The organism is Massilia sp. CFBP9026 (assembly GCF_034045165.1).
In the GTDB taxonomy this organism is placed as follows: Bacteria; Pseudomonadota; Gammaproteobacteria; order Burkholderiales; family Burkholderiaceae_D; genus Telluria; species Telluria arenae.
On sequence record NZ_JAXCWH010000003.1, the window covers coordinates 544807 to 559985 of the forward strand.

A 15179-nucleotide genomic window follows, 5' to 3' on the forward strand; every position below is an offset into this window, starting at 1 on the left:
GCGCTCATCGGGAGGTGAATCCGGCAATTGGGGCTTGCCCGCCCCAGACTTCGGGGCCGGACCAGACATCGCCGTCGACGTACTCGACGCCGGGACGGCGGTCGTTGGCCAGGAAGATCGGGCCGTCCAGGTCGACGATGTCGCATTCCTGGCCCAGCACGAAGCTGGGCCCCATGGACAGGCTCGAGCCGCCCATATTGCCGACCATGACGCCAAGGCCCAGGCGCCGCGCTTCCTGCGCCATCAGCAGGCCTTCGGTCAGCCCGCCGCATTTGTCGAGCTTGATGTTGACCACGTCGTAGCGGCCGACGGCGGAGGCGACGTCGCGCAGCGACAGGATGCTCTCGTCGCCCGCCAGCGGGATCGGCGAGCGCAATCCCTCCAGCTCGGCCTCGTGCCCGCGCGCCAGCGGCTGTTCGAGCAGGCGCACGTCCTGGGCCTGCAGGCCGGCGATCAGGGCGTCGAGCTGGCCGGCCACGAAGCCCTGGTTGCCATCGACCCCGAGCCAGGCGTCGGGCCGCGCGGCCCGTACCGCCGCCACGCGTTCGAGGTCCAGATCGAGTTCGCCGGTCAGCTTGATCTTGATGGCGTGGGCCTGGGCGTAATCGAGGGCCGTCGTCGCCATCGCTTTCGGCAAATCGGCGCCGAGCGTGAAGGTGGTGCGCAAGGGCTTGGGCGCCGCCTTGCCGGCGAGCTGCCACACCGGCACGCCGGCGCGCGCCGCTTCCAGTTCCCACAGCGCGCAGTCGACCGCATTGCGCGCCCCGCCCGGCGGCAGGATGGCGCGCAGTTCCTCGCGCGTGGGACCGGCGGCGATGGCGGCGCTGGAGCCATCGAGCGCGGCCAGCATATGGGCCGCATTGTCGCCAAGGTAGTAGACGCCGCAGGCTTCTCCGCGGCCCTGGTGGCGGCTGTCGCCCAAGGTGACGACCACCACCTCGAAGGCCTCGAACACATGGCCCGAGATGCGGAAGGGTTTGAGGAGCTGCAGCTTTTCGGTCGCGACCGAGATCGTCAGGCGGGCCATCAGTAGTTCACCGTCATGGAAAGAAGGCCGCCGCGCAGCGCCACGTAGGCCAACAATAAGGCGGACAGGAGGTACAGCACGCTCCAGAACTTGCGCAGGCGTCCCGGTTCTTTAAAGGCGAGTTGCAGGTTGCGCGCACCGGCCACCAGCGCCGCCACGAAGGCGAAGAGGCCACCGATCTGCAGGAGCCACAGCCACGGATCGAGCGGGGAGGTCGCGTTTTCCAGTGTCGACTCGAAAGCCGTCACGACGCCGCCCCAGCCGGCCAGCACCGCCAGGATGGCCAGCGCGGAAAGACGCGTGGCCAGTGCCGCCTGGCGCGCCGGCTTGTCGAGCGTGTGCTGCAGCTTGTAGCGACGGCGCACGATCCAGCCGCCCGGCATGGCCAGCACGGCGAACAGCAGCACCGCGGCGGCGACGCAGGCGGCCGGGATCAGCCAGGCGCCGTCCTTGCCGGCCGGGACGCGGTCGAACACCATGAAGGGCGACATGAAGTCCATGCTCCAGCGCACCACCTGACCGTTTTCGAGCTGGGCCGCGAGACGGTCTTCACCGTTCTTGTCGCGCCACACGAAGGGCGCGATCTCGACCCATTCGCGCGGGCGGCCGTTGGGGCCGAGCAGGGCCGGCACCACCAGGTTGCCCTTGTCGTCGAGCGTGACCTTCACCTGGCCCAACAGGCTGAACAGGGCGAAGAAGTTCGATTCGGAGCGGCGCGTGCTTTCCCAGGAGCCGGTCATCATTTCGGCATGGCGCTTGGCCTCGGCCTCGGGCACACGGCCGTCGGCGGGGAGGGTGGTGGGGAAGTAGCGGTCCGAGAAATCCTGGAACACGGCGCTGCGCAGCGTGTTGGATGCGCCGGCGCGGCCGCCGCTGTTGACCGACAGGTACAGGCCCACGCCGTCGTCCATGTACAGGTGCAGCGAGCTGTGGAAGCCCTCGGTGTCGCCCAGATGGGCGATCACGTCGCGTCCGTTGACGTTGGTTTCAAAGAAGCCCAGTTCCATGCGATTGAGCGGCGGCAGCAGCGTCGACTTGCCGATCTTGTCGAGCGGGCTGTCATGCATCGTCTTCGCGGTGGCGGCTGACAGGATGCGCTGGCCGTTGAATTGGCCGCCAGCCAGGTGCGCGAGCATGAAGTTGGCCATGTCCTGGCCGCTGGCCGAGAGCGCTCCGGCCGGCGCCGAGTTGACGATCTCGAAGCCGAGCGACGGTTCGCCGGGCTTGCTGTAGCCCTTGGCCATCAGTGGTTCCAATGCGGCCGGCAGCGGCTGGCGGAAGGTGGCGGTGCGCATGTTCAGCGGCGCGAAGATCTGCTTCTCGACGTAGTCGTTGAACGGCATGCCGGACACGCGCTCGACGATGTAGCCGGCCAGCGAGGTGGCGTAGTTCGAGTAGGCGGGCGTGGTGCCGGCGTTGAAAATGCGATCGGGAACCCACGCCTTGAGCAGCTCGCCCAGCGGCCTGGCATTGTTCTTGTCGTAGACGATCAGGTATTTCACCGACTCTTCGAAGCCGGCCGTATGGGTCATGATCTCGCGCATCGTCACCGGCTTGCCGGCGCGCTCGGGGATCTTGAAGTCGAGGTAGGTGTTGACGTCGGCGTCGAGGTCGATCTTGCCCTGCTCGACCATCTGCATGACGGCGGTCCAGGTCACCAGCTTCGATACCGAGCCGGGACGGAACAGCGTGCGTTCGCCATCGACCGGCGTGCGCTTGTCGACGTCGGCATAGCCGAAGCCACGCGCGCTCAGAACCTGGCCATCCTTGACGACGACGATCACTGCGCCCGGGATGTCGCTGGTATTGAGCGCGAACGGCATGTAGCCGTCGAGCCAGGTGTCGAGGTCGGTCTTGTCGAGGGTGCGTCCGCTGGCGGCAGCGGGAGACTGGACGGCCGTCTGTGGGGTGCCGGCAGAAGGCTTGGCCGGGCCCGGCGTGATCGGCGGCGGCGGCAAGGTGGGCGTTTGCGTGGCCTGCTGGGCAAGTGCGCCGGCGTTCCAGCACAGCATGCCCAGCAGCAGAATCTTCAGAAATCTCATCGAGTCTCCCTTCTCCCTGTTCGTTCGGTTGATTTGCGGTCCACCCGGCCAGCCTATAAAATAAAGCTTGATCCGAGTTATTTTTCTCTGATTGGAGAAATATCTTCCTAATCAGAGACTGTGTCAACATATAAAAAAATTGGTTTATGACATCTGAATCCCCAACACTCGGTGCATTGATCCGCAGCCTGCGCAGCCGCCAGGGCTGGACGCTGAAGGAAATGAGCGTGAAAAGTGGCATCCCGGTATCCACCTTGTCGAAGGTGGAGCATGGCCAGCTGACGCTGACTTATGACAAGCTGTATCAGCTCAGCCAGAAGCTGGGCATGCGCATGTCGGAACTGTTCGCTGAGGAACCCGAGGCCGAGCCGCCCGTCACCGCGCGCCGCAGCCTGGGCGACCTGCAGTCGGCGGTGCGGGTCGAGACGCCCAACTACGACTACCACTACCTGTGCGCGGAGCTAAGGCGCAAGCGCATGATTCCGGTGATCGCGCGCATCCGCGCCAAGTCGGTCAAGGAGTTCGGGCAACTGGTGCATCACTCGGGAGAAGAATTCACCTACGTGCTCAAGGGCGCGGTGGTGCTGCACAGCGAGTTCTACGACCCGGTGGTGCTCAGGGAAGGGCAGTCGATCTACTTCGACTCGAGCATGGGGCATGCCTACCTGACGCCGGAAGGCTGCGACGAAGCCGAGGTGCTGACCGTGATGTCGAGCGCGGACGAAGAGCAGATGCAGTCGATGATGTCGACGCATACCCACGCGCATGCGGGGGAGGGAGATGGCGTGGAAACGGCGCCGGCAACACCGCGCAAGCGCAGCGTCAAAAAATAGCCGCTTATCCGGAAACGCGCATCGTGTAATGTGGACGCGTGGGCGGCAAGCCGCCCACGCCAATGTCATTCGTAACGCAGGCAATCTACCGGTAGCAGGCGCGACGCCCGCCGCGCCGGATAGAACCCAAAGAACACCCCCACCGCCGTCGAGAACCCGCACGCCACCAGGATGCCCGACATGGTGAGATACACCTCGAAGTCGCCGCCGCCGAACTTGGTGATCAGCGCCGCGCCGCCTGCCGCGATCGCGATCCCGACCAGTCCACCGGCCAGGCAGATCACCACCGCCTCGGCCAGGAACTGCAGCAGCACGGCATTCGGCCGGGCCCCGATCGCCATGCGGATGCCGATCTCGCGCGTGCGCTCGGTCACCGACACCAGCATGATGTTCATGATCCCGATCCCGCCCACCAGCAGGGAGATCGCGCCGATCAGTCCGAGCAGCAGCGCAAGACCCGTGGTGATCTTGTTGGCCGTCTCGGCGATCGTGTTCAGGTTCTGCACCCTGAAGTCGTCCGGATCGTCGACCCGGATCCGGTGCCGGTCGCGCAGCACTTCCTTGATGTCCTCGATGGCGTCGACCATCGAGCCGTCGGGCCGGCCCTGGGCATTGATGTAGTGGACGTTCTGCGGGAACGGCGACTTGACCAGGTGGGCGCTGGCCGCCGTGATCGGCACCACGATCTGCTCCGCCATGTCGGTGCCGTCGGGCTGGCGGCCTTCGCCGGCCAGCACGCCGATCACCTGGAACGACACGTTCTCGATGCGCAGGTAGCGCCCGAGCGGGTCGGCGCGGTAGAAGAACTGGTCGGCCACCTTCTGGCCGATCACCGCCAGCCGCGCGCTGGCCCGCACGTCGGCCTCGCCGAACAAGGTGCCCTGGTCGACCCGCCAGTTGCGGATCGTGAACATGTCCGGGGTCACGCCGAGCACGGTGCTGCTCAGGTTCTCGTTGCCGGCGCTGACCTTGAAGCTGCCCTGCAGCGCTGGCGCGGCCCCGGTCAGGCTGGGCAGCGCATTGAGCGCTTCGGCATCGCCCTGGGTCAGCACCGCCACCTTGCCCTCGCGCGCGCGTTGCGCCGCCGTGCGGTCGCCGCCCGGCATGATGTAGACCATATTCGTGCCCAGCATCTGCAGTTGCTTGCCGATGAAGCGCTGCATGCTGTCGCCCAGCGCCAGCAGCAGCACCACCGAGGCGATGCCGATCACGATGCCGAGCATGGTCAGCGCCGTGCGCAGGCGGTTGGCGGCCATCGAGCGGAACGACTCGATCAGGATCTGGATCGGGTTCATGACGCGACTCCCGCACCCATGGGCGCGAACTGGCGCAGGCCTTCGGCGGCCGGTCCGTCATACAGCACCCGCCCATCCTTCAGCCGCACCAGGCGGCGGCTGCAGGCGGCGATGTCCGGCTCGTGGGTCACCAGCACAATGGTGATGCCGCGCTCGCGGTTCAATTGGGCGAAGCTGTTCATGATGTCGTCGCTGGTCTGCGTGTCGAGGTTGCCGGTCGGCTCGTCGGCCAGCAAGAGGGGCGGATCGGTCGCCAGCGCGCGGGCGATCGCGACGCGCTGCTGCTGGCCGCCCGACAGCTGGTTGGGCGTGCGGCCTGCAAGATTGCCCAGGCCGACCCGCTCCAGCTCCGCCAGCGCGCGCGCATGCGCCTTGCCGCGCGAGACGCCGCCGTAGATCAGGGGCAGGGCGACGTTCTCGGCCAGATTCATGCGCTTGATAAGGTTAAAGCTCTGGAACACGAAGCCGATCTTGCGGTTGCGGATGTCGGCCAGGGCGGGGCGGGAAAGCAGGCGGGTGTCGACGCCATCGAGCAGGTAGGTGCCGCCGGTGGCCTGGTCCAGGCAGCCGAGGATGTTCATCAGGGTCGACTTGCCGGAGCCGGACGCGCCCATGATGGACACGAAGTCGCCGCGCTCCACCGTCATGTCGACGCCATGCAGCACCGGCGTCTCGACGCTGCCGCTGACGTAGGTCTTGGTGACGCCGCGGATGTCGATCAGCGGCCCGCTCATTGATTCTCCGGCTGCGCCAGCGCACGCGTCACCACGCGGTCGCCTGGCTTGAGGTCGCCCGACAGCACTTCGGTGTAGCGGAAGTTGGACAGGCCGGCGCGGATGTCGACCGGCTGCGGCTGGTTCATCGCGTCGAGTTTATAAATCTTGAACATGCGCGCGGTCTCGCTTTCGCTGCGGAAGGCGACGTCGTCGATGGCCGCGGCCGCAGCTGGCGCCGGCTTGGCGGCGACCTGCCTGATTTCCTTGCCCGCACCCTTGTTCTTTTCTTCTTCGCGCTTCTTCTCGGTCGCCTGCTCTTCTTCGGACAGGCGGAAGCGCAGCGCCGTGGTCGGGATGCGCAGCACGTCGGGGCGGTTCGCCACCACCAGGCGCACCTGGGCCGTCATGCCGGGCTTGAGCAGTTCGTCGGTGTTGTCGACGTCGAGCACGACGTTATAGGTGACGACGTTCTGCACCACGTTCGGCGCCAGGCGGAACTGGCGCATGGTGGCGTTGAATTCGCGGTCGGGATAGGCGTCGACCACGAAGCGCGCCGGCAAGCCATCCTTGAGCAGGCCGACGTCGGCTTCCGACACGCTGGTGTCGATCTGCATCTTGGTCAGGTCGTTCGCGATCTGGAACAGGTTCGGCGTGTTGAACGACGCGGCCACGGTCTGGCCCAGGTCGATCGTGCGCTTGATCACCACGCCGTCGATCGGCGAGCGGATCACGCTGTTGTTGAGGTCCGCCCGCGCGCGCTCGAACTGGGCCTGGGCCAGCTTGAGGTTGGCGGCGGCGACGTCCATCTCGCGCCGCGACTGGTCGAGCGCCAGGCTGGAGACGAAGTTCTGCGCCACGAGCTGCTCGTTGCGCTTGTAGGTGGCCTGGGCCAGTTGCAGGTTGGCGCGCGCCGAGGCGATGCTGGCGTCGGCCTGCGCCACCTGGGCATTGAAGATGGTCGGCTCGAGCTTGAGCAGCACCTGGCCTTTTTTTACACGGTCGTTAAAGTCGGCGTGCAGCTCGGCCACGGTGCCCGAGACCTGCGAGCCGACGTTGATCAGGGCCACAGGATTGATGGTGCCGGTGGCGGTCACGGTCTGGTTGATGGCGCCGCGGTCGACCGCCGTGCTGCGGTATTTCGACGGCGGGACGACGTTGTCCTTGGGCTTGAGCAGCACCGCGGCGGTCGCAACGGCGACGAGGATGGCGGTGGCGATGACGATGCGTTTCTTGGTAAAGATTTTCATTGGTTCCAGGCAAACGAACGGCAAGTAAAGCATCAAGTGTGATGCCTTGGTAAAAGATTAGCAAATGCAGATTGCATGATCGTGGCATGAGGTAAAAAACTTAGGTCCCCGCCTTCGCGGGGATGACGTGTTGGGTAATCCGCTAAAATGGCGTATTCCCTTTCCTCTACCAACCGCATCATGACTCAAGACGAACTGAAACAAGCAGTGGCGCGCGCCGCCATCGATTACGTTGTCGACGGTGAAATCATCGGCGTCGGCACCGGCTCGACCGCCAACTTCTTCATCGACGAACTGGCGAAGATCAAGGACCGCATCAAGGGCACCGTGGCCTCGTCCGAAGCCACCGCCGCCCGCCTGCGCGGCCATGGCATCCCGGTGTTCGACCTGAACGAAGTCGAGTCGATGGCCGTCTACATCGACGGCGCCGACGAGATCGATGCGCAAGGCGCGATGATCAAGGGCGGCGGCGCTGCGCTCACGCGCGAGAAGATCGTGGCCTCGGTGTCGAAGAAGTTCGTCTGCATCGCCGACGGTTCGAAGCTGGTCGACACGCTGGGTAAATTCCCGCTGCCGGTCGAAGTGATCCCGATGGCGCGCGCCGTCGTGATGCGCAAGCTGGCGGCGCTCGGCGGCCAGCCGAAGCTGCGCCTCAAGCCAGGCACCGACCAGCCTTTCATCACCGACAACGGCGGTGAGCTGATCGACGTGGCGGGCCTGTCGATCACCGATCCGGTGGCGCTGGAAGAACAGATCAACCAGATCACCGGCGTGATCGCCGTGGGCCTGTTCGCCAAGGCCGGCGCCAACGTCTGCCTGCTCGGCACGCTTGACGGCGTCAAGACCCTGTCGCTCTGATCGGGAGACCGGCCATGAAATACGCGCTGGTAACGCTGCTCGCGGCCGTCCTGCTGGGCGGGTGTTCGGTGTATGGCAGTGGGGTGGATTTGTCGGAGTCGACGGTGGTCGCATCGCCCGACGTCGTCGAGATCCAGCGCGTGCCGTTCAAGGTCGGCGTGTCGTCGACCACGGTCGAGCAGCTGGCCAGGGCGCAGGCCTGCGCCAGCGAGCAGGGCGCCAGCCTGATTACGGAGCCGGGGCCGATCGAGGTCTACCGGATGCAGTGCCAGGATGGCAAGGTATTCATGGCGCGCTGCGAATTGCGTCAGTGCCGCAAGATGTAAATCCGCGGCCCAAAAACGTCACCCCCGCGGCCCAAAAACGTCATTCCCGCGAAGGCGGGAATCCAAGTGTGCCAGCGTTCCACTACGATTGAATCAAGTGGTCTGCGGATGACTTGGATTCCCGCCTGCGCGGGAATGACGTGTTTGCTGCAGTGGTGCTGGACTGATTACGCCGGTGGCGGCACGTAACCCATCGCCTGGTCGGCGCCTTCACCGAAGAAATGCTTCTCCATCTGCGTCGCCAGGTATTTGCGCGCGCGGTCGTCGGCCAGGTTCAGGCGGTTTTCGTTGATCAGCATCGTTTGATGCTTGAGCCATCCCTGCCATGCCTCTTTCGAGACGGACATATACAGCTTCTTGCCCATCTCGCCTGGGACCGGCGGGAAATCGAGGCCTTCGGCTTCCTTGTTCAGTTTGATGCAGTGGATGGTGCGGGCCATTGTGTACTCCTGTTGTGCGTTTTCCGGGTAAGACCGCTATTATAAGGTCTTGATCAGTACCTGTGACCGGCGCTGCCAGTTGTACATATGCTGCCGGTCTTTTGGCAGATCGTCCACGGTGGCCGGCACGAAGCCGCGCTTCTTGAACCAGTGCGAAGTGCGCGTGGTCAGCACGAACAGTTTCGTGAGACCGGCCGCGCGGGCGCGGTTTTCCATGTGCTTGAGGATGCGCTCGCCGTCGCCCTGGGTCTGGGCGTCCTGGCTCACCGTCAGGCAGGCCATCTCGCCCATCTTCGATTCGGGGAAAGGATACAGCGCGGCGCAGCCGAAGATCACGCCATCGTGGTCGATCACCGAGAACTGGTCGATCTCGCGCTCGATCAGCTCGCGGCCGCGGTAGACCAGGGTGCCGTCGGCTTCCAGTGGCTCGATGAGCTTGATAATTCCGCCGACGTCCTCAATTGTGGCCTGGCGCAGGCTTTCCAGGTTCTCGTGGCTGATCATGGTGCCCACGCCGTCGTGGGTGAACACCTCGAGCAGGGCCGAGCCGTCCATCTCGTAAGGGATGATGTGGGCGCGGTCGACGCCGGCATTGCAGGCCTTGATCGCGTGCTGCATGTAGAAGGCGGCGGAATCGGACAGGAAGCCGGCCTGCAGCACCGCTTCGGCCATGTGCGACGACAATTCGCGCAGCTCGGCGCCGCCGGCGTCGGTCAGCATCGGCGATTCGGTGATGAAGATCAGCTTGTCGGCGTGCAGGGCGATCGCGGCCGACGCGGCCACGTCTTCCATCGTCAGGTTGAAGATCTCGCCGGTCGGCGAGAAACCCAGCGGCGAGAGCAGCACCAGGTTGTCCTCGGTCTGCAGGATCGGGTGGATCTTTTCGGCGGCGATCTTGCGGGTGACGCCGGTGAGCTCGAAGTCGACGCCGTCGATCACGCCCAGTGGGCGGGCCACCACGAAGTTGCCCGAGACGATGCTGATCTGGGCATTCGACATCGGCGTATTGGGCAAGCCCTGGCTGAAGGCGGCCTCGATGTCGAGGCGCAGCTCGCCGGCGGCTTCCTTGGCGCATTCCAGCGCGGCGGTGTCGGTGACGCGCACGCCGTTGTGGAAGCGGCCCTCGACGTTACGCAACGCCAGCTGCTCGGCCACCTGCGGCCGCGAACCGTGCACCAGCACGATGCGGATGCCGAGGCCGACTAGCAGGGACAGATCTTGCGCCAGCACCGGCAGGGCGCCGGCGGCCACCAGTTCGCCCGGGAAGGCGACCACGAAGGTCTTGCCGCCAAAGGCGTGAATATACGGCGCGACCGAGCGCAGCCACTGGACGAATTGGGTAGGAGTTTCCATTTGCCGCATTATAATTCGCTGCGCGTTGTGCGCACCAAATCCTTGTAAAAATCAATGTCTGAACAGAGTAACAAGCCTTCGCCACAGCCGGCGCGCGAAGCAAGCGCCACCGCCACCAACGCTACCGCACCCTCGGCCGACCGCCGTCAGCGCCGGCCGCAGGGTGAGCCACGCCCGCGCCAGGAGCGCGCGCCGCGCGAAGAAACGCCGCTCGTGCGCAATCCCCTGCCTCCGATTACGTTCCCTGAAGACCTGCCGGTCTCCGGCCGCCGCGCCGAGATCGCAAAGGCCATCGCGGAAAACCAGGTGGTCATCGTGTCGGGGGAGACCGGTTCGGGCAAGACCACCCAGCTGCCGAAGATCTGCCTGGAGCTGGGCCGCGGCAGCAAGGGCCTGATCGGCCACACCCAGCCGCGCCGGATCGCAGCGTCGTCGACAGCCAAGCGCATCGCGCAAGAGATTGGCTCGCCGCTGGGCGAACACGTCGGCTTCAAGGTGCGCTTCAACGACACCTTGCAGAAGGGCGCCTCGGTCAAGCTGATGACCGACGGTATCCTGCTGGCCGAAACGCAGACCGATCCGCTGCTGCGCAACTACGACACGATCATCATCGACGAGGCGCACGAGCGCAGCCTGAACATCGACTTCCTGCTCGGCTACCTCAAGCAGCTGCTGCCGCGCCGCCCGGATCTGAAAGTGATCATCACTTCGGCGACCATCGACGCCGAGCGCTTCGCACGCCACTTCGCCGCCAGCGACAAGCCGGCGCCGGTGATCGAGGTCTCGGGCCGCCTGTACAAGGTTGAGGTGCGCTACCGTCCGATCGACCGTGACCCGGTGACCCCGGGCGTGCCTGCCGACGCCAGCAAGCCCTTGCCGAAAGCCCAGGCCGCGCGTGAAAAGCGCGACCTGATGGATGGCGTGGTCGATGCCGTCGATGAGCTGTGCCGCATCGGCTCGGGCGACGTGCTGGTGTTCCTGCCGGGCGAGCGCGAAATCCGCGACTGCGCCGAGGCGCTGCGCAAGCACCACCCGCCACACGTCGACATCCTGCCGCTGTTCGCCCGCCTGTCGGTGGAGGAGCAGGACCGCGTGTTCCGCCCGAGCGGCAACGCGCGCCGCATCGTCCTGGCCACCAACGTGGCCGAGACCTCGCTGACCGTGCCGGGCATCCGCTACGTGGTCGATACCGGCCTGGCGCGCGTAAAGCGCTACAGCTTCAGGAACAAGGTCGAGCAGCTGCAGGTCGAACCGGTCGCGCAATCGGCTGCCAACCAGCGCGCTGGCCGTTGCGGCCGCGTGGCCGACGGCGTCTGCATCCGCCTGTTCGAAGAAGACGATTTCAACAAGCGCCCCAAGTTCACCGAACCGGAGATCCTGCGTTCGTCGCTGGCGGCCGTCATCCTGCGCATGAAGTCCCTGCGCCTGGCCGACGTCGAGACCTTCCCCTTCATCGAGGCGCCGCAAGGCCGCGCGATCGCCGACGGCTACCAGCTGCTGCAGGAAGTCGGCGCGGTCGACGACAACAACGATCTGACCCCGCTGGGCCGCAAGCTGGCCAAGCTGCCGCTCGACCCGCGCGTGGGCCGCATGATCCTGGCCGCGCTCGACAATCAGTGCCTGACCGAGATGCTGATCGTGGCCTCGGCCCTGTCGACGCAAGACCCGCGCGACCGTCCGATCGAATACCAGCAGCAGGCCGACGAAAAGCACAAGAAGTTCGCCGACGAGAAGTCCGAATTCCTGAGCTACCTGAAGATCTGGGCCTGGTTCGAGGACGCGATCGCGCACAAGAAGACCAACCGCCAGCTGCAGGACAACTGCCGCGCCAACTTCCTTTCGCAGCTGCGCCTGCGCGAGTGGCGCGACGTGCATTCGCAGCTGTTGACCATCGTGCGCGAGCAGGGCTGGCGCCTGAATGAAAGCCCCGCCACCTATGAACAGCTGCACCTGGCGCTGCTCACCGGTTTGCTCGGCAATATCGGTTTCAAGGCCGAGGACGAGCAGGGCGGCGTCTACCTTGGCGCGCGCGGCATCAAGTTCCACATCTGGCCCGGCTCGACGCTCGGCAAGAAGGCGGGACGCTGGGTGATGGCGGCCGAGCTGGTCGAGACCACGCGCCTGTACGCGCGCACCATCGCCCAGATCCAGCCCGAGTGGGTGGAAAAGATCGGCGACCACCTGCTGAAAAAATCCTGGGGCGAGCCGCGCTGGGAAAAGAAGCAGGCGCAAGTCACGGCGCTGGAACGTGCGACGCTGTACGGCATCGTCATCTATGGCGGCCGGCGCATCAACTACGGCCAGCGCAATCCGCGTGAAGCGCGCGAGATCTTCATCCGCGACGCGCTGGTGGCTGGTGACTACGAAACGCGTCTGCCGTTCTACATCCACAACCACAAGCTGGTGAAGGACATCGAGAACCTCGAGCACAAGTCGCGCCGCCAGGACGTGCTGGTCGACGACCAGCTGATCGCGGCTTTCTACGATAACGAGATTCCGCACGACGTCGTGAATGGCGCCGGCTTCGAGAAGTGGTACAAGGACCTGGCGCGCGACAATCCGAAGCTGCTCTACCTGAACCGCGAAGAACTGATGCGGCACGAGGCGGCTGGCGTCACCACCGAGCTGTTCCCGAAGACGATGGTCGTCACCGGCATCGAGATGGGCCTGACGTACCACTTCGAGCCGGGCAGCGTGCGAGATGGCGTCACGCTCGCCGTGCCGCTGTTCGCGCTGAACCAGATTCCCTCGGCGCGGCCGGCCTGGCTGGTGCCGGGGATGATCAAGGAAAAGGTGCACCTGCTGCTCAAATCGCTGCCGCAGAAGCTGCGCCGCCACTGCGTGCCGTTGCCGGAATACGCCGCCAAGTTCGTCGAGCGCATCCATGCGGCGAATGCGTTCGGGCGCGGCGACCTGGTTGACGTGCTGATCATGGACGTGCGCGCGCAGACCGGCGTGGGCGTGAAGACCGCCGACTTCAAGATCGAGACCCTGCCGGCGCATATGTTCATGAACTTCAAGGTCATCGACGAGCATGGCCGCCAGCTGGACATGGGGCGCAATCTGTCGACGCTCCAGGCCGAGCTGGGTGGACAGGCGCGCCAGAGCTTCCAGAAGATGGCGGAAGCGACGCCGGCTGCGGCCAATGCGCGTGCGCAGGCGGCGCGGCCGGTGGCGGCTGCACCGAGCGCGTCCGCTGCACCTGCCGCCAAAGGCAAAGGCAACGCGCCGCAGACCGCGCCGGCTACCGCGCCTGTGCAGGAATCGGCATCGGGCCGCCAGCACACGGGCCTCACCAGCTGGACCTTCGGCGAGCTGCCCGAGCTGCTGGAGATCAACCAGGGCAAGCTGACCCTGATCGGCTTCCCGGCGCTGGTCGACAAGGGCACGCACTGCGACCTGGAGGTGTTCGACGATCCGAACGTGGCGGCGCGCACCCACCGCGTGGGCCTGCGCCGCCTGTTCGCGCTGCAGTTCAAGGAGCAGCTCAAGTTCGCCGAGAAGAATATCCCCGGCCTGCAGGGCATGGGGATGCAGTTCATGAACATCGGCTCGCAGGAAGATTTGCGCGACCAGATCGTGGCCAAGGCGATCGACATCGCCTGTCTGCAGGATCCGCTGCCGGTCGATGCCGCCTCGTTCAACAAGCGCAGGGACGAGGGCAAGGGGCGCATTGGCCTGCTCATCAACGAGGTGGCGCGCCTGGCGGGGCAGATCCTGGGCGAGTACCACGGCCTGCCCAAGCGCGTGCAGGCCTTGCCTGCGGCGGTGTCGTCGGACATCCAGGCGCAGCTGCAGGCGCTGGTGCACAAGCGTTTCATCGCCGACAACGAGTACAGCCAGCTGGCACACTTCCCGCGCTACCTGAAGGCGATCAATGTGCGACTCGAGAAGTTGCGCGGCAATCCATCGCGCGATACCCAGCTGATGGCCGAATGGCAGACGGCCGCCGCCCAGTTCCAGCGCACGCTCAAGAATATGGCCGGCAAGAACAACGATCCGCGCATGGTCGAGTTCAGGTGGATGCTGGAAGAGCTGCGGGTGTCGCTGTTCGCGCAGGAGCTGAGGACGCCGATGCCGGTGTCGGCCAAGCGGTTGCAGAAGGTGTGGGAGTCGATGTTGCGCTAAGCGGGATCGCCTCGCTACTTTCCACTTCGCCCCGCACCCCGTAAACGTCATTCCCGCGGAGGCGGGAATCCAAGTCCTATGCGCCGCTACCAAGTTCAGAACTTGTGGCGTCGCATGCATACTTGGATTCCCGCCTGCGCGGGAATGACGTTTTTGGGCTGCGGGCTGAAGTGACCGTCGTCGGCCAGCCCGGTCGCATCACCCCCGGCCAGCACAAATTCCTTGCGCTTTCGCACACATGTGCTAAATTACTTGCATGAATACCACGGCCAAAAGCGAAGCCACCTACGCCACCATCCTCGATGCGGCGGTCGGCATGGCATCGACCGAGGGCATCGGCCAGCTTTCGCTGGGCGAGCTGTCCAAGCGCACCGGCATCAGCAAGAGCGGCGTGTTCTCGCGCGTCGGTTCGCTCGAGGCCCTGCAGTCGGCCGTGCTGGACGAGTACGATCGCCGCTTTTCCGAAGAGATCTTCGTGCCGGCGCTGGCCGCGTCGCGCGGCTTGCCGCGCCTGTCCACGATGGTCAATCTGTGGCTCAGGAAGATTGCCGGCGAAACCACGCGCGGTTCTTGCCTCTACACCGCGGGCGCTTTCGAATTCGACGACATTCCCATGCCACATCCACTGCGCGAGCGCATCGAGGCGGGCGTGCTGCGCTGGCGCGCGACCTTGCGCAAGACGGTGCTGCAGGCGATGGAAGCAGGGCATCTGCGGCCCGACACCGAACCCGAACAACTGGTGTTCGAGATCTACAGCCTCGTGATCGGCGTGATGCACGACGCGCGCTTCCTGCATGACGCAGACGCGCCAAAGCGGGCGCAGCGGGCGTTCAACCGCCTCATTTCCACCTACCGGAGTTTCAGCGACCTCGAATAAGGTCGGGCCGGGGAGGGCGTCGTCCTCCCTTTTTTTA

General features: G+C 65.3%; 12 protein-coding genes. 5 read left to right on the plus strand and 7 right to left on the minus strand.

The window, feature by feature from the left end; translation table 11 throughout:
* Positions 1 to 4: 4 nt before the first annotated feature.
* Positions 5 to 1027, minus strand: a complete 1023-nt coding sequence (locus SOM28_RS10805) for a dipeptide epimerase (RefSeq protein WP_320468106.1) — start codon at positions 1025 to 1027, stop codon at positions 5 to 7.
* Positions 1027 to 3069 carry a serine hydrolase domain-containing protein gene (locus tag SOM28_RS10810; RefSeq protein ID WP_320468107.1) on the minus strand — a complete coding sequence of 681 codons (2043 nt, stop codon included), beginning with the start codon at positions 3067 to 3069 and terminating at the stop codon, positions 1027 to 1029. The genes SOM28_RS10805 and SOM28_RS10810 overlap by 1 nt, the downstream gene beginning before the upstream one ends.
* A gap of 146 nt (positions 3070 to 3215) precedes the next feature.
* On the opposite strand from SOM28_RS10810, the gene SOM28_RS10815 reads away from it, so the two are divergent.
* Positions 3216 to 3902: a helix-turn-helix domain-containing protein gene (locus SOM28_RS10815; protein ID WP_123071479.1), complete on the plus strand. Its 687-nt coding sequence runs from the start codon at positions 3216 to 3218 to the stop codon at positions 3900 to 3902.
* Positions 3903 to 3967: 65 nt separating this feature from the next.
* Here the strand turns inward: SOM28_RS10815 and SOM28_RS10820 are convergent, their stop codons facing one another.
* Genes SOM28_RS10820 through SOM28_RS10830 form a run of 3 tightly spaced genes read right to left on the minus strand, consistent with a single transcriptional unit; the run spans position 3968 to position 7160 of the window.
* On the minus strand, positions 3968 to 5197 hold the full coding sequence (locus SOM28_RS10820; RefSeq protein ID WP_320468108.1) for an ABC transporter permease: 1230 nt from the start codon (positions 5195 to 5197) through the stop codon (positions 3968 to 3970).
* Positions 5194 to 5931 carry an ABC transporter ATP-binding protein gene (locus tag SOM28_RS10825; protein ID WP_320468109.1) on the minus strand — a complete coding sequence of 246 codons (738 nt, stop codon included), beginning with the start codon at positions 5929 to 5931 and terminating at the stop codon, positions 5194 to 5196. The genes SOM28_RS10820 and SOM28_RS10825 overlap by 4 nt, the downstream gene beginning before the upstream one ends.
* Positions 5928 to 7160 carry an efflux RND transporter periplasmic adaptor subunit gene (locus SOM28_RS10830; protein ID WP_320468110.1) on the minus strand — a complete coding sequence of 411 codons (1233 nt, stop codon included), beginning with the start codon at positions 7158 to 7160 and terminating at the stop codon, positions 5928 to 5930. Before SOM28_RS10830 ends, SOM28_RS10825 begins: the two co-directional genes overlap by 4 nt.
* 180 nt (positions 7161 to 7340) lie before the next feature.
* Between SOM28_RS10830 and rpiA the strand changes: the two genes are divergently transcribed.
* Together rpiA and SOM28_RS10840 are read left to right on the plus strand one after the other, a co-directional pair.
* A complete protein-coding gene (gene rpiA, locus SOM28_RS10835) occupies positions 7341 to 8018 on the plus strand; it encodes a ribose-5-phosphate isomerase RpiA (protein WP_123071476.1) in 678 nt (225 codons plus the stop codon).
* 14 nt (positions 8019 to 8032) lie between these two features.
* The gene (locus tag SOM28_RS10840; protein WP_320468111.1) at positions 8033 to 8344 is read left to right on the plus strand and encodes a hypothetical protein; all 312 of its coding nucleotides are present in this window, start codon (positions 8033 to 8035) and stop codon (positions 8342 to 8344) included.
* Positions 8345 to 8511: 167 nt separating this feature from the next.
* Here SOM28_RS10840 and SOM28_RS10845 read toward each other — a convergent pair whose 3' ends face one another.
* Together SOM28_RS10845 and argA are read right to left on the minus strand one after the other, a co-directional pair.
* A complete protein-coding gene (locus tag SOM28_RS10845; protein WP_123071474.1) occupies positions 8512 to 8784 on the minus strand; it encodes an oxidative damage protection protein in 273 nt (90 codons plus the stop codon).
* Positions 8785 to 8823: 39 nt separating this feature from the next.
* Positions 8824 to 10137, minus strand: a complete 1314-nt coding sequence (gene argA, locus SOM28_RS10850; protein WP_123071473.1) for an amino-acid N-acetyltransferase — start codon at positions 10135 to 10137, stop codon at positions 8824 to 8826.
* Between the two features lie 54 nt (positions 10138 to 10191).
* Between argA and hrpA the strand changes: the two genes are divergently transcribed.
* The gene (gene hrpA / locus SOM28_RS10855) at positions 10192 to 14265 is read left to right on the plus strand and encodes an ATP-dependent RNA helicase HrpA (protein WP_320468112.1); all 4074 of its coding nucleotides are present in this window, start codon (positions 10192 to 10194) and stop codon (positions 14263 to 14265) included.
* A 256-nt stretch (positions 14266 to 14521) separates the two neighbouring features.
* Positions 14522 to 15142 (plus strand): TetR/AcrR family transcriptional regulator, encoded by a 621-nt coding sequence (locus SOM28_RS10860; RefSeq protein ID WP_123070939.1) that lies wholly within the window; start codon positions 14522 to 14524, stop codon positions 15140 to 15142.
* Positions 15143 to 15179 lie beyond the last annotated feature (37 nt).

What these genes read in the sequence shown, in the direction of transcription:
- SOM28_RS10830 (WP_320468110.1), bottom strand. Translation starts at nt 7,160, where the DNA reads ATGAAAATCTTTACCAAGAAACGCATCGTCATCGCCACCGCCATCCTC.
- argA (WP_123071473.1), bottom strand. Translation starts at nt 10,137, where the DNA reads ATGGAAACTCCTACCCAATTCGTCCAGTGGCTGCGCTCGGTCGCGCCG.
- SOM28_RS10805 (WP_320468106.1), bottom strand. Translation starts at nt 1,027, where the DNA reads ATGGCCCGCCTGACGATCTCGGTCGCGACCGAAAAGCTGCAGCTCCTC.
- SOM28_RS10860 (WP_123070939.1), top strand. Translation starts at nt 14,522, where the DNA reads ATGAATACCACGGCCAAAAGCGAAGCCACCTACGCCACCATCCTCGAT.
- SOM28_RS10815 (WP_123071479.1), top strand. Translation starts at nt 3,216, where the DNA reads ATGACATCTGAATCCCCAACACTCGGTGCATTGATCCGCAGCCTGCGC.
- SOM28_RS10825 (WP_320468109.1), bottom strand. Translation starts at nt 5,931, where the DNA reads ATGAGCGGGCCGCTGATCGACATCCGCGGCGTCACCAAGACCTACGTC.
- SOM28_RS10845 (WP_123071474.1), bottom strand. Translation starts at nt 8,784, where the DNA reads ATGGCCCGCACCATCCACTGCATCAAACTGAACAAGGAAGCCGAAGGC.
- SOM28_RS10840 (WP_320468111.1), top strand. Translation starts at nt 8,033, where the DNA reads ATGAAATACGCGCTGGTAACGCTGCTCGCGGCCGTCCTGCTGGGCGGG.
- SOM28_RS10820 (WP_320468108.1), bottom strand. Translation starts at nt 5,197, where the DNA reads ATGAACCCGATCCAGATCCTGATCGAGTCGTTCCGCTCGATGGCCGCC.
- rpiA (WP_123071476.1), top strand. Translation starts at nt 7,341, where the DNA reads ATGACTCAAGACGAACTGAAACAAGCAGTGGCGCGCGCCGCCATCGAT.
- SOM28_RS10810 (WP_320468107.1), bottom strand. Translation starts at nt 3,069, where the DNA reads ATGAGATTTCTGAAGATTCTGCTGCTGGGCATGCTGTGCTGGAACGCC.
- hrpA (WP_320468112.1), top strand. Translation starts at nt 10,192, where the DNA reads ATGTCTGAACAGAGTAACAAGCCTTCGCCACAGCCGGCGCGCGAAGCA.